At 24.4% G+C, this 13,924-nt stretch carries 10 protein-coding genes, 3 tRNA genes and 1 pseudogene; 4 read left to right on the top strand and 10 right to left on the bottom strand.

The window, feature by feature from the left end:
* Positions 1-9: 9 nt before the first annotated feature.
* The 4 genes from fabD to rluC all read right to left on the bottom strand — a co-directional run bounded on the left by fabD (position 10) and on the right by rluC (position 4,045).
* On the bottom strand, positions 10-945 hold the full coding sequence (gene fabD / locus CRV09_RS00570) for an ACP S-malonyltransferase (protein ID WP_136132198.1): 936 nt from the start codon (positions 943-945) through the stop codon (positions 10-12).
* 19 nt (positions 946-964) lie between these two features.
* Positions 965-1,918 carry a beta-ketoacyl-ACP synthase III gene (locus CRV09_RS00565; RefSeq protein ID WP_136132197.1) on the bottom strand — a complete coding sequence of 318 codons (954 nt, stop codon included), beginning with the start codon at positions 1,916-1,918 and terminating at the stop codon, positions 965-967.
* Between the two features lie 654 nt (positions 1,919-2,572).
* Entirely contained in the window at positions 2,573-2,743 is a 171-nt protein-coding gene (gene rpmF, locus CRV09_RS00560) for a 50S ribosomal protein L32 (protein ID WP_136132196.1), read from the bottom strand.
* A gap of 354 nt (positions 2,744-3,097) precedes the next feature.
* Positions 3,098-4,045, bottom strand: a complete 948-nt coding sequence (gene rluC, locus CRV09_RS00555) for a 23S rRNA pseudouridine(955/2504/2580) synthase RluC (RefSeq protein WP_136132195.1) — start codon at positions 4,043-4,045, stop codon at positions 3,098-3,100.
* A gap of 491 nt (positions 4,046-4,536) precedes the next feature.
* Here rluC and rne point away from each other — a divergent pair.
* Both rne and CRV09_RS03675 read left to right on the top strand, forming a co-directional pair.
* Positions 4,537-6,477 (top strand): annotated as a pseudogene (gene rne / locus CRV09_RS00550) (ribonuclease E); the annotation flags it as partial.
* A 147-nt stretch (positions 6,478-6,624) separates the two neighbouring features.
* Positions 6,625-7,239, top strand: coding sequence for a hypothetical protein (locus CRV09_RS03675; protein ID WP_136132397.1), 615 nt, complete (start codon positions 6,625-6,627; stop codon positions 7,237-7,239).
* A gap of 83 nt (positions 7,240-7,322) precedes the next feature.
* Here CRV09_RS03675 and murJ read toward each other — a convergent pair whose 3' ends face one another.
* Positions 7,323-8,861: a murein biosynthesis integral membrane protein MurJ gene (murJ, locus tag CRV09_RS00540; RefSeq protein ID WP_136132194.1), complete on the bottom strand. Its 1,539-nt coding sequence runs from the start codon at positions 8,859-8,861 to the stop codon at positions 7,323-7,325.
* 292 nt (positions 8,862-9,153) lie between these two features.
* On the opposite strand from murJ, the gene pyrC reads away from it, so the two are divergent.
* Positions 9,154-10,200: a dihydroorotase gene (gene pyrC / locus CRV09_RS00535; protein ID WP_136132193.1), complete on the top strand. Its 1,047-nt coding sequence runs from the start codon at positions 9,154-9,156 to the stop codon at positions 10,198-10,200.
* Between the two features lie 118 nt (positions 10,201-10,318).
* Here pyrC and trhO read toward each other — a convergent pair whose 3' ends face one another.
* The 5 genes from trhO to CRV09_RS00510 all read right to left on the bottom strand — a co-directional run bounded on the left by trhO (position 10,319) and on the right by CRV09_RS00510 (position 12,723).
* Complete coding sequence (gene trhO, locus CRV09_RS00530) at positions 10,319-11,263, bottom strand: oxygen-dependent tRNA uridine(34) hydroxylase TrhO (protein ID WP_136132192.1); 945 nt, start codon at positions 11,261-11,263, stop codon at positions 10,319-10,321.
* A 254-nt stretch (positions 11,264-11,517) separates the two neighbouring features.
* Positions 11,518-11,604, bottom strand: a tRNA-Leu gene (locus tag CRV09_RS00525).
* A gap of 77 nt (positions 11,605-11,681) precedes the next feature.
* Positions 11,682-11,755, bottom strand: a tRNA-Cys gene (locus tag CRV09_RS00520).
* A 127-nt stretch (positions 11,756-11,882) separates the two neighbouring features.
* On the bottom strand, positions 11,883-12,431 hold the full coding sequence (gene pgsA, locus CRV09_RS00515) for a CDP-diacylglycerol--glycerol-3-phosphate 3-phosphatidyltransferase (RefSeq protein WP_136132191.1): 549 nt from the start codon (positions 12,429-12,431) through the stop codon (positions 11,883-11,885).
* Positions 12,432-12,638: 207 nt separating this feature from the next.
* Positions 12,639-12,723, bottom strand: a tRNA-Ser gene (locus tag CRV09_RS00510).
* Positions 12,724-13,046: 323 nt separating this feature from the next.
* On the opposite strand from CRV09_RS00510, the gene CRV09_RS00505 reads away from it, so the two are divergent.
* Entirely contained in the window at positions 13,047-13,373 is a 327-nt protein-coding gene (locus tag CRV09_RS00505) for a TusE/DsrC/DsvC family sulfur relay protein (RefSeq protein WP_136132190.1), read from the top strand.
* The last annotated feature ends 551 nt before the right edge of the window (positions 13,374-13,924 follow it).

Genomic DNA, 13,924 nt, shown 5'->3' with positions numbered 1-13,924 from the left:
ACCCATATATCATCTATCTTTATCTAGAGCTATCAACAATGAATTATTGTCATTTATAGCTATAGAAGTTAAATGTTTTGAAATACGCTTTGTTAAATTACTTAAGATACTACCCGGACCAATTTCTAATAATCTTGTAATTCCTTTTTCAGCCATTAGTTTTATAATATCAATCCAACGTACTGGATTATACATTTGACGTATTAAAGCTATACGTATAGCTTCTATACTATATTCTATTTTAACATCAACATTATTAATTATTGATATAGATGGTTTTTTAAATATTATTTTTTTTAATGTAATTTCCAATTTTTCTGCTGCTGATTTCATTAACATACAATGTGCGGGTATACTAACTACCAAAGGAATAGTATATTTTGCACCTGCTAATTTGCAGATAATACTAGCACGATCAACAGCTTCTTTATCACCTGAAATTATAAACTGATCTGGTGCATTGAAGTTTGCTATAGAGACAACTTGATTTTTTTTGGTTTCTTTACATATTTGCTGAATTGTTAACGGACTTAAACCTATAATAGCTTGCATTGCAACTATTCTCTCTTTAACTGATTCTTGCATTAATTTTCCACGTAATTCAACTAATTTAATAGTATCAGTGAAATTTAAAACTCCTGCACAAACCAATGCAGAATATTCACCTAAGCTATGTCCTGCCATAAATATCGGTATTTCTCCTCCTTTTTGTTTCCATATACGATATAAAGCAACAGAAGAAGCTAAAATAGCTGGTTGTGTCTTACATGTTTTATTTAGATCTTCGTTAGGACCGTTACTAACTAATTTCAATAAATCATACTTTAAAACATATGATGCTTCTTGAAATGTTTCTCTAACTATAGAATAGTTAGATATAAGATCTTTTAACATACCAACATGTTGTGATCCTTGTCCAGGAAAAATGAATGCTAGCTGAGTCATTATTAACTCCTGTCTATATTTAAAAACGTAATAATGCTGAACCCCATGTAAATCCACCACCAAAAGCTTCTAATAAAATGATTTGCCCTGATTTAACACGACCATCTCGAACTATCTCATCTAATGCACTAGGTACTGAAGCTGAAGAAGTATTACCATGACGATCAATTGTAATAATTACTTTATTCATGTCTATACCTAATTTTTTTACGATAGCAATAATAATGCGCAAGTTAGCTTGATGTGGTATTAACCAATCTATCATATCTTTATTAAATTTATTAGCATCTAGTGTCTCATAAATAACATGAGTTAACTGTTCTACTGCAATTTTAAAAACTTCATTTCCAGCCATATCAAGATAAATTGGTTTATTTTTATATGTGCTACCTTGATAAGGTAACGTTAATAACTGTGCATATTGCCCATTGGAATGCAAATGAGTAGAGATAATACCAGGTGTATCGCTTTGTGCTAGTACAACCGCACCTGCTCCATCACCAAATAAAACTATAGTATTACGATCAATTGGGTTTATAGTACGAGTTAAAACATCAGACCCAATAACTAAAGCATATTTTATTTTACCGTTTTTAATATATTGATCTGCTACACTTAAGGCATAAATAAAACCGGAACAAGCTGCAGCAAGATCAAATGCGGTACAATCTTTTATTTTTAGCATTTGTTGAATCATACAAGCAGAACTTGGAAACGCATGACTAGAAGATGTAGTTGCTATAATGATTAATTCAATGTCATTATATTTTATATTTGCCATTTGCAAAGCATGCTTAGCAGCACTATATCCCATGGTTGCAACAGTTTCATCTGGTGCTGCAATATGACGTTCCCTTATCCCAGTTCTGGAAATAATCCATTCATCTGATGTATTTACCATCTTTTCTAAATCAGCATTTGTACGAATGCTGATTGGTAAATAACTACCTGTACCAATGATTTTGGCAAACATCTAAAATTAATTGCTCCTAACTAACTTAATTGTTAAAGATATTACAGTTATCTTAATTCAATATATTATTATTGATAATTTATTAATATCTGAAAGATTTAGGTTAATATGGTTTCATTTCTATAATTTTTTTTATTTTTTAAATTAAAATACTTAATTATATTTATGTATAAATAGTAATTTTGTTATGATTGTTAATTTACTTAATAAGTATTAATTTCTAATTATATTGTCTATAATTCTTAATACAATACTTAAATTTAAATTATCTAAATAAACAATTATTTATTTTATTTGATAATGATAAACATTAGTAAGAATTAAATTAAAATTATTAAGAATAATTACTAATTATTTATATATCATTATCTTGTCCTGTTTTTATATTAATTATTATATTTTACTAGTTTATTTTTTTAATTAATAATATACTCAAAATTTTATCGAGTTCTTAATTTTTTAATTATCAAATAACATATTTCATGGTTATTAAAATAATACTAATTCTTGTCAAAGAGAATTTATATTAAATAACATTTTCGTTATCTTTAGAAATAAATAAAAAACCTCTTTATTTATAAAAACAAATATCTGTTAATATAATTGAATTTGTTAGTTATTAAATTTAAAATATGTAAGTTATAACTAAGAAATTTATCTTAGACTAAGCTTAAAACCACGATAATAACCATCTGACGTAACATGATGACGTAAATGAATTTCACCAGAAGTTTTATCTATTGATAAAGTTTTAGTTTTGAGAAAATCATGCGAACGACGCATACCTCTTTTGGAACGAGTTGGTTTATTTTTTTGAACGGCCATAGTAAAAACCCCTACTTTGTTATCTTTTACATATTAATATATATATCACATTCTACTTTACTAGATATCTTGAAAAGATACTAATACAATATTTAATGTAAAACAAATAATATTATTTATTTGTTTTATGTAATATTTTAAGTGCTTCAAAATGTTTTTATAATTTAAAATATAAAATTTATTTAATTACAAATAAATTACTTAGTTAAATAAAAACATGTTATAATTAACAGCTGCATCGGATTATAAATTTTGCCCTATACTAACAAATATATTTATATTTGTTAATAGGTTTGTTTCTTAATTTCTTTTCTATTTATTTTTAATAGTTTTAGTTCCATAATAAAACATATTTTAACATCTTAGTATATCTAAACAACGTTTTAATGTTTCATCTATAGGAGCTTCTATATTTATATTTTTTCCAGTTTTAGGGTGAATGAATGAAAGAGAAAAAGCATGAAGAAATAATCTATTTAATCCTGTCATAAAAAAATTTTTATCAAACAAATGATTACCATATCTTTTATCAAATAAAATAGGGTGACCAGCATGTAATGCATGAACGCGAATTTGGTGTGTATATCCTGTAATCGGGCTAGCTTTTATCAGAGTAGCAAATTTGAAATATTCTTTTACTTGAAAATGAGTTTCAGAAGGTTTTCCGTTAATATCAACGTATACCATAGATTTTCCATATTTAGGAATCCTTTTTATTAAAGGAACTTTTATGGTCTGCAGACTTATTGGCCAAATACCGTTAACTACTGTTAAATAATTTTTTTTAATGCTTTTATTACGTAATTGTTCATGTAATGATCTTAGTATAGAACGTTTTTTAGCAATTAATAAAAGCCCAGAAGTATCACGATCAATTCTGTGTACTAATTCAAAAAATGAAAAATCAGGACGTAATGCTCTTATTAATTCAATAATACCAAAACTTAATCCACTACCACCATGAACAGCTATACCAGAGGGTTTATTTATAATGATTAAATAATCATCTTCATATAAGATAGCTTTATCTAATAAAGATATATTATTCAGATTTAATGGTAAAATTTTTTCTTTTTTTTCGGATAAATAAATAGTTGGAATGAGCACTTCATCATTTATTTGTAATTTATACAAAGGTTTAACGCGTTTATTATTTATTTTAACTTCACCTTTTCTTAATATTTTGTATATAAAATTTTTTGGAGGTTTTTTTAGTTTTGAATATAAAAAATTGTCAACTCTTTGATTTGAATTTTTATCACTTATAAAAATTTTTTGTAAATCAAAATATTTTTTTTTCATTACATTATTTTTTAATAATAATTAAACCATTAATAAAGTTATTCTTTTGTTAATATAAAACAAATTACTTTAATTTTTGATTAATAATTTTTAGCTTATTTTAATAAAATTAATTTAAATAAAAATATGAATTGTATCACAAAATAATATTAAATTAATCGTATTAATGAAATAATTTAAAAATTATTTAATTTTCATATTGTTTAATTAAAAATACAACACTATATAAGATTAAGAAAAAATCTTATAATTAAATAAATTTAATTCAAATTAAAATAATTAGAGTACTTCATTAAATAATCATTATTTAATGATATTTAAGATATTATTTAAAACAAACAATTACAATTATTATATTAATAATATTAACTTATCTTAAGTTTTAATTTAAAGTCATGCTTTATTTAAAAAAATTGAAAGTTATTATTTAATAAATAATAAATGTAAATATATTAACAGATATAATTAATTAAAATAATGAGCAATTCACGATGAAAAGAATGTTAATTAATGCAACTCAAGAGGAAGAGTTGCGTATCGCTTTAGTTGACGGGCAGCGTCTTTATGATTTGAGTATTGAAAATACTCGACATAAACAAAAAAAATCTAATATTTACAAAGGTAAAGTCACTCGGATAGAACCTAGTCTTGAAGCTGCGTTTGTAGATTATGGCACTAAACGTCAAGGTTTCCTTCCATTAAAGGAAGTTTCTAAAGAATATTTTTCAGAACATTCATATCTAAATAATCTGAATAATATTCAAAATCTTATTTACGAAGGCCAAGAACTGATTGTTCAAGTTACAAAAGAAGAAAGAGGTAATAAAGGTGCTGCTTTAACAACTTTTATTTCTTTGGCTGGGTCTTATTTAATTTTAATGCCTAATAATCCACATACTGTTGGAATTTCTCGTAAAATTGAAGGTGAAAATCGTACTGATTTAAAAGAAATATTACCATTATTAGAAGTTCCAGATGGTATGGGTATAATTATTCGTACAGCTGGTTTAGGTAAATCAGTTAAATCTTTGCAATGGGATTTAGGTGTTCTTATTAGACATTGGGAAATAATTAAAAATTTATCAAGTAATCATACAGCTCCTTTTTTACTTTATCAAGAGAGCAGTGTTATCATACGTGCTTTTCGTGATTATTTACGTCAGGATATAGGTGAAATTTTAATTGATAATCCAAAAATTCTAGAATTAGCACGCAAACATATTTCTGAAATCGGTAGACCAGATTTCATTAATAAAATCAAATCATATCGCAGTGAAATTCCTTTATTTAGTCATTATCAAATTGAATCACAGATAGAATCAGCTTTTCAAAGGGAAGTATGCTTACCATCAGGAGGTTCTATTATTATAGATAGTACTGAAGCATTGACTGCAATTGATATAAACTCTGCACGTTCTACTAGAGGTAATGGTATAGAAACAACTGCCCTTAGTACTAATCTTGAAGCAGCTGCAGAAATTGCTCGACAACTTCGTTTACGTGATTTAGGGGGTTTAATTGTTATTGATTTTATTGATATGGAATCAACAGATAACCAACAGATAGTTGAAGATCGTTTGCGTGAAGAAGTTTCTCAAGATAGAGCACGTATTCAAATTAATCATATTTCTTGTTTTGGTTTATTAGAGATGTCTCGTCAAAGAATCAGTACATCATTAGGTGAATTAAGTCATCATATTTGTCCACGTTGTAATGGTAATGGTATTATACGGGATAATGAATCACTTTCACTTTCCATTTTACGATTAATTGAAGAAGAAGCTGTTAAGTACAATACAAAAGAAGTGCATGCTATAGTTCCAGTACAAGTGGCATCATATTTATTAAATGAAAAAAGAGAAGAAGTTAATGCTATTGAGAGGCGTCAGAATGGAGTTCGTGCAGCTATTATTCCTAGTGTTCGATTAAAAACACCACATTACTCTGTGTTAAGAGTTAGAAAAGGTGAAGAAACTAAGATACTTAGTTATCATTTACCAAAATTATATGAGACAGCAATATTTATGTCAGATAAAGATAGTCAAGTTAAAAATGATCATATGGAAAAAACTGAAATAAAAACATTTACAGTACCAGATAGCTCAATATCGTCTAATGAAATTATTTTAGATAAATGTAAAAATATAAATAAACACAAAATTAAATCATTAATTACTAAAACAGAACTAAATATAAATAATAATTTTTTTACCCGATTATTTTGCAATCTAAAAAAATTATTTATTAACGAAGAATCATCTTTTATTACTTTTAACAATGATGAATCTATCTTAAAGAAAGATAAGTATGAACAAAAAATTAATTTTCAGAAAAAACAAAATAACTATAAACACGTTAATAATATTTTAAAAATATTTAAAAAAATTAAGCTACATAATTGCTATAACAATCTTTATTTAAAAGAAAGTAATCTTTTATCAAATAAAATAATTAGTGATAATACTCAATTAAAACAAAGAAATTTTAATCGAGAGATAACTATTGATAGCTGTAATGAATTAGCATGCTTGCAGATTATAAAAAAAAATAATGATATTATTGCTAATAATATAAATATTATGAAACATTATTATTTATTTTATTTTAAAATAGATCCTAAAGACATAAAAATAACATCAAATAAATTTTTAATTACATATTTTCCTAAAAGTAAAGTAGAAAAAAAACAAATAAAAAAATACCTGTTAAATAAAAAGCCAGAAAATAAATCTTCTATAATTCTTTTAGATAAAATTAAAGATAATTCATTTGATAATAGGAAGAGTTTTCTTATTAAAAGAATGAAATTTACAAATGATACGAAAATTGATTCATGTATCAACATGAAATGTTCTTTAATTCCGACAACATTATCAAAAAAGAAAGATAAAATCATAAAAAAAACATATCATAATAATATAGATATCAAAAGATTAATAGATGGAAATTATAATAAAAACAAAAAGAAATCATCTTCTGCTTTTAACCTTCCGTATAGCAATATTGCAAAAAATAAAAAATATTGGAAATATTGTTCTTCAGCACCAATGACTAAAGTTCCAACGCCTGTGTGGATTCCAGATCCTATAAGATTTAGTAATTGGGTGAGACCTCCTTTTCATTTTAATAGAAAAGGTCCAGCAGGAGGTCATAGTGCAACTCATAAAGTAGCAGTACCTGTCACTAAACCATAAAATTAATATTTTAAAACACAAACTAATATTAGTTTGTGTTTTAAATATTTTATTTAAAATATATTAATTGATTAATATCAAATCTATGATTTAGATTGATATGAAAAATTTTCTAATTGAAAACCAAAAATTTTTAACACATAAAAATAAACAATTACACCAATAGAACAAATTAATGATAGTTTGAATATACGTATTATTATTAATCCTTCTCCCCATTTAGTAATAAATTGCAACATAATTAATAAAACTACTCCCATCACTGAAGTTGCTATACCAATATGAATTAAAAACTTATTCCATCCTTCTTGTAATTTAAAGATATGTTTTTTACGTAAATTATAATAAAGTAAAAATGCGTTTAAAATTGCTGCTATACTAATAGATAAAGATAAGCAAAGATATTTTAATAAACTAAAAAATAGCAAATTTATCAATTGTGTTATAATTAAACTGAATATCGAAATTTTAACAGGAGTTTTCATATCATTGTTAGAATAAAAACCAAGTACTAACACTTTTATTGCGATTAGGCTTACTAAGCCAAGTGAATAGCAAATTAATGCTTGTTGTGTCATAAGTGTATCGTGAGATTTAAACTTTCCATATTGAAATAATACAGTTATTATAGGTTTTGATAATATAATCAATCCTACAGTACTAGGCAATGATAACAAGAAACAAATTCTTAAACCCCAATTAATTGAACGTGAATATTCTTTATAATCTCCTTTAGTTAAACTTTTTGATAAATAAGGCAAAATAATTGTACTCAATGCTACACCTAGTACTCCTGCAGGAAATTCTATTATTCTATTAGAAAAATATAACCAAGATATAGATCCATAGGGTAAGAATGAAGAAAAAACATTATTAATCAATGAAGAAATTTGACTAACAGACATACTAATAATAGCAGGTCCCATTCTACTAATTACTAACAAAACATAAGCATTATTAAATACAACATTAGGTATCACCAATAATTTAATCTTTCTTAAAGAAGGTAATTGAAAACACAATTGTAGTAAACCACCAATTAATACACCCCATCCTAATAATATTATCTTACAGGAAAAATAAAATTTAGATAATAAAGCAAATATTATTATACTTATATTGAATAGAACAGGTGTAAATGCTGGTACTAAAAAATAATTAAAAGTATTTAATATAACACCTACTAAAGATGCTAATGAAATTAGCAATATATAAGGAAACATAACTTGAGATAAATGAACAGTTGCATAAAAAATATTATCATCTTTAATAAAGCCAGGTGCTGTAATTGCAATCAACTTAGGTGCAAAAATTATACCAATAATTAAAAATAACATTAAAATTAATGTTAATATACCAGATATATAAGATATAAATAAACGAACTGATTCATTATCTTTTTTACTTTTATATTCTATAAAAACTGGAATAAAAGCTTGAGAAAAAGCACCTTCAGCAAATACGCGCCTTAATAGATTAGGCAATTTATAAGCCGTAAAGAAAGCATCTGTAAACATTCCAGCACCAAAGTACTGTGCAATAATAACATCTCTAGTAAAGCCTAATATTCTAGATAATATGGTTACACCACTAACTGTTGTTAAAGATTTTAATAAATTCATAATTAAAAATAAATCCTCAAATTACGATATTCTAAAATAAATATGCTTTATATGTTTTACATTTTAAACATATTAAAATATAAGTATGTTAGTTGAATTATAAAAAGTTTTATACTTATTAAATTTAGCAATACCATATCATAGATAATAATTAAAGAATGTATTAAAAGTAATATAAAATATTAAACAAATTTAATTACTAAAACAAATATTTAATTTCTTAATTATTTATAAAATACTAAACCTTAATGAAATTGAAATTTCATTAATTTGAATATAGGATAAAAAGTAAGTGATTATTGGATTAAATAAAATAACTATAAGACGTCCAGATGATTGGCATTTACATGTTCGTAATGATTATTTACTTAAGTTAGTCTTACCTTATACTAGTTCAATATTTGGCAGAGCTATGATAATGCCAAATTTATTACCACCGATAACTAATATAAAATCAGCAATAAATTATCGAAATAAAATTTTATCCTTATTACCCAAAAATCATAAATTTATACCTTTAATGACGTGTTACTTAACAGAATCATCAAATCCCAATGAAATAGAATTAGGTTTTAATACAGGTGTATTTGCTGCAGTTAAATTATATCCTCAATCTTCAACTACAAATTCTTCTTATGGCATTAAAAATATTACATCAGTTAATAAGGTATTAGAACGTCTTCAAAAAATAGGAATGCCTTTATTAATTCATTGTGAAATAACAGATATAAATGTTGATATTTTTGATCGTGAAGCTTATTTTATAGAAAAAATAATGCAGCCATTACGTAAAAGATTTCCAGAACTAAAAATAGTGATGGAGCATATTTCTACTAAAGAAGCAGTAGAATACGTTAATTCGAGTGATAATAAAATTGCTGCTACCATCACACCTCATCATTTGATGTTAAATCGTAACGATTTATTAACAAATTATATTAATCCTCATTTTTATTGTTTTCCAATTATAAAAAGCAAATTACATCAGCAAGCATTACGTGAAGCAGTATCAAAAGGTAATCCAAATTTTTTCCTTGGTACAGATAGTGCCCCTCATTTTCGTTGTACAAAGGAAAACAAATGTGGACATGCTGGTATATTTAACGCTCCAACTGCATTATTAGCTTATGCTACCGTATTTGAAGAATTAAATGCTATCAAATATTTTGAGTCTTTTTGTTCTGAAAACGGTGCTCGTTTTTATGATTTATCTCTGAATAAAGAAAAAATTACCCTGATACGTAAGAGGTGTGAAATAAAAAAAACCATTAATTTATTTCCTTATGATTTAGTACCTTTTCTTGCAGGAAAAACATTAAATTGGAGTATCAAAGATTAATTATTATTTTTTTAAAAAAGCCATTAATAAATATTAAGATAATGTTTATTAATATAGATGTTAATCACAAATATTATATTAAGTTATAATAGAATACCTAATTGTTATATCTAATAAACTAATTACCTAATATTTTGCTTTGACAAAATAAACTACAACATTTATTAAATTTATTATTACAATTTATACATTGTATAAATAGCAAATGACATTTATCATTTGCACAATTTACATGAGTATCACAAGATTTTCCACATTGATAACAAAAAGATAAAACTTCTTCAGAAACTTTTTCACACATACGTTGATCAAAAACAAAAATTTTACCTTGAAATCTAATGGGTAGATTTTGTCTTCGTGCTTGATGAATATATTCAATAATTCCTCCTTTAATTTGGTAGACGTTTTTAAATCCATTATAAATCATCCATGCGCTGGCTTTTTCACATCTAATACCTCCAGTGCAATAAAGAACAATTTTTTTGTTTTTATAGTCTTTTAATATATCAATTACTTTGGGTAATTGATCACGAAAGGTGTTAGAATGGATTTTTATAGCATTTTTAAAACGTCCAATTTCATATTCATAATGATTTCTCATATCAACAAATATAATATTGGAATCGTCCAACATCTCATTAACTGTTTCAGCTTTTATATAAGTTCCTACTTTGCTAATATTTAAAATATCTTCTTTAAGTCCATCTGCAATAATACGATTACGTACTTTAATGCGAAGAACCCAAAATGATTTAATTTCATTGTCTAATGCAATATTCATATGTAAATTATTTAAACAAAAATCCAAATTATATATGAAAAATTTAGTTTCTTCATAAAAAGAATTAGGCACACTAATTTGAGCGTTTATACCTTCATGAGCAACATAAATACGACCAAATACTTTTAATTTATTAAGGTTATAATACAATTGATCACGAAAAATTTTTGGATTACTTATATTAAAATACTTATAAAAAGAAACAGTGATACGAGAGTCTTTTTGAGATGACAAGCGATTTTTTAATTCTTTATTAGAAATGAGATTATACAGAAATGGCATAATATTGATCCTATTAGGACATTTAAATGACATCTTTGTTTATTCAAATAGTATTTATTGAAATATATTTTACACCAATACAATACTATTTTAATATAATAAAAACACTAAATATAATTTATAATCTTATATATGGTTATTTAATATATCTTATAAATTAAATAATTAAAATAACTATTTACCAAAATTAAAATAAAAACAATTAAAAATTACTAATTTAAATTTAGTTATTATTCATAAATAATCTAATATTATGGTGCCCAGAGCGGGACTTGAACCCGCATAGCGATTAAGCCGAGGGATTTTAAGTCCCTTGTGTATACCAATTTCACCACCTGGGCAATGATATATCATATTTTAATGCATTAATAATATAAAAATAATTAAAATATAATAATTCACTTATTTGTATAAATTATGGAGGCGCGTCCCGGAATCGAACCGGGATAAACGGATTTGCAGTCCGGTGCATAACCATTCTGCTAACGCGCCAGTTAACATTTTTTATATTTTCTTCAAATTACTTTATTCATAATATGATACTATTTTAATAAAACTAGTCAATAGAATTATTATTAAATAATATTTCAATTTTAATATTAACAATAAAAATTGATTATCATCTTTTAAGTAAATTATATTGAAATATTTTGATATATAAAAACATCGACCATAATGTTAAAATTAATGCAATATACAATGTAATTATACCAATATTTATTATCTTAATATTAGGATGCCATATAAGTGCTATTAAAGAAAACATTTGTATAGTGGTTTTTATTTTACTTATCCATAATACTAAAATAAAATCAATTTTGTTAATTTGCGGAATCCATTGACGGATAGCAGAAATAATAATTTCTCTAGAAATTATTATCATGGTTGGTAAACTAACCCAATAAACATGAAAATATTCTGATACCAAAATCAATCCCATTACTACCATAACTTTATCAACTATTGGATCTAAAAAACTACCAAATTCTGTAGTTTGTTTTAAACGACGAGCAAGAAATCCATCAAACCAATCAGTTATAGAAGCAATAAAAAAAACTAATGCACTCATTATGGTTGCATATTTGCAAGGAATATAAAATAACACTACAAAAAATGGTATCAGAATAAACCGGAATAATGTAAGAGCATTAGGAATATTTAATTGCATTATAGTTATCTAAGCATTATAGTTATCTAAAAATAATACTAATAAATCAAATTTAGGTTTTTTAGTAATTTATTATAAATTTTATATTCATTCAATATACTTTGAAATAAAAAATTAAATTAAGAACTAATAATAAACTTATTAATGAATAATTAACGGAAAACACAACTATGTTTTTTATTTTTCCTTCTTTAAAATTATTAACAACGGAGGAGGAGAGATTCGAACTCACGGATAGTTTCCCATCGACGGTTTTCAAGACCGTTGCCTTAAACCACTCGGCCACTCCTCCCTATTATTGAATTTTATTGGAATTATAAATATTTTTATTTGAAATGTAAAGTAAACATAAATTTAAATTAATGATGCATTTATCTAAAATAAATTTGTTTTATTTAAATTAGCACATTAATTAATGATATTTTAATTTAGTATTGTTTTTGCAATCATCATTTTATGATATCATTTATGGTATGATAATCAATCTATATTTATCAATAAAATATTTTATGTCTAATTACTCTTAATATGTTAACAACAATACGTTTTATTAAAAATGATGATTAATAACAAATTTATATTATAATCTACAATTTTTTATTTTAGGAAAAATTTATGAAATCTAATGATAAAATTATAGAATATGATATCGAAGGTTATTTAAAAAATAGTGATGATTGGAATGAAGATTTAGCAGTAAAAATTGCTTTACAAGAGAATATTTCTATGACTGTAGAACATTGGAGTATAATATATTTCATTCGTTCATTTTATTTAAAATACAATATATCACCTAAGATGCGTATGTTAGCAATGGCAATTGCAAATCAATATGGAAAAGAAAAAGGTAATAGTTGTTATTTATTCCATTTATTTCCAAAAGGGATTATAAAACAAGCAACTAAAATAGCTGGAATTCCCAAACCCAATAAATGCCTTTAATAATATTAATTGTTAAACTAATAACATAATCTTTATAAGCTGATATAATAAAAAGATTAAATATATTTTTGTAAAAATTGTAATCAATTTTTAATTAAAATTTCTATTATATATAACAATTATTTGAATTTTAAAATCTAAAAATTATTTATTTAAAATAAAATACTTAAGAATCGAAATGTAATTTTTAAATTGTTTGTCGATAATTACAAATTATGCTAAATTTCAATATGTCTAATAAAAAAATAATTCTTAACAACTTAAAATATATACTTTACATAAAGCATAAAGATAAATGGGTTTTATTTTATCAAAAGTTGATTTACTATATGTTTATTACGTACTTACTTCATAGTAAGAAATTTTAACTAGTTTTGATTAAAAAATAATTCTGATTATTATAAAAAATAAATTGATTTATTAATAATAATTATACTTTTTTAATATAATACCTCAAAACATATTACTTTTGATATTTAAATTAAAATTATAATAATTAACTTCTTCATTTCTTATTTTGGATAATCAAGAGGTATAAAACGAGGTAAAAG

The organism is Candidatus Pantoea edessiphila, assembly GCF_002933345.1.
Taxonomy (GTDB): Bacteria; Pseudomonadota; Gammaproteobacteria; order Enterobacterales; family Enterobacteriaceae; genus Pantoea_C.
This window is presented reverse-complemented; position numbering and strand designations above follow the sequence as displayed.

Excerpts from the sequence above, each read along its gene's own strand:
- fabD (WP_136132198.1), bottom strand. The coding sequence starts at position 945 with ATGACTCAGCTAGCATTCATTTTTCCTGGACAAGGATCACAACATGTT.
- CRV09_RS00565 (WP_136132197.1), bottom strand. The coding sequence starts at position 1,918 with ATGTTTGCCAAAATCATTGGTACAGGTAGTTATTTACCAATCAGCATT.
- rpmF (WP_136132196.1), bottom strand. The coding sequence starts at position 2,743 with ATGGCCGTTCAAAAAAATAAACCAACTCGTTCCAAAAGAGGTATGCGT.
- rluC (WP_136132195.1), bottom strand. The coding sequence starts at position 4,045 with ATGAAAAAAAAATATTTTGATTTACAAAAAATTTTTATAAGTGATAAA.
- CRV09_RS03675 (WP_136132397.1), top strand. The coding sequence starts at position 6,625 with ATGAAACATTATTATTTATTTTATTTTAAAATAGATCCTAAAGACATA.
- murJ (WP_136132194.1), bottom strand. The coding sequence starts at position 8,861 with ATGAATTTATTAAAATCTTTAACAACAGTTAGTGGTGTAACCATATTA.
- trhO (WP_136132192.1), bottom strand. The coding sequence starts at position 11,263 with ATGCCATTTCTGTATAATCTCATTTCTAATAAAGAATTAAAAAATCGC.
- pgsA (WP_136132191.1), bottom strand. The coding sequence starts at position 12,431 with ATGCAATTAAATATTCCTAATGCTCTTACATTATTCCGGTTTATTCTG.
- CRV09_RS00505 (WP_136132190.1), top strand. The coding sequence starts at position 13,047 with ATGAAATCTAATGATAAAATTATAGAATATGATATCGAAGGTTATTTA.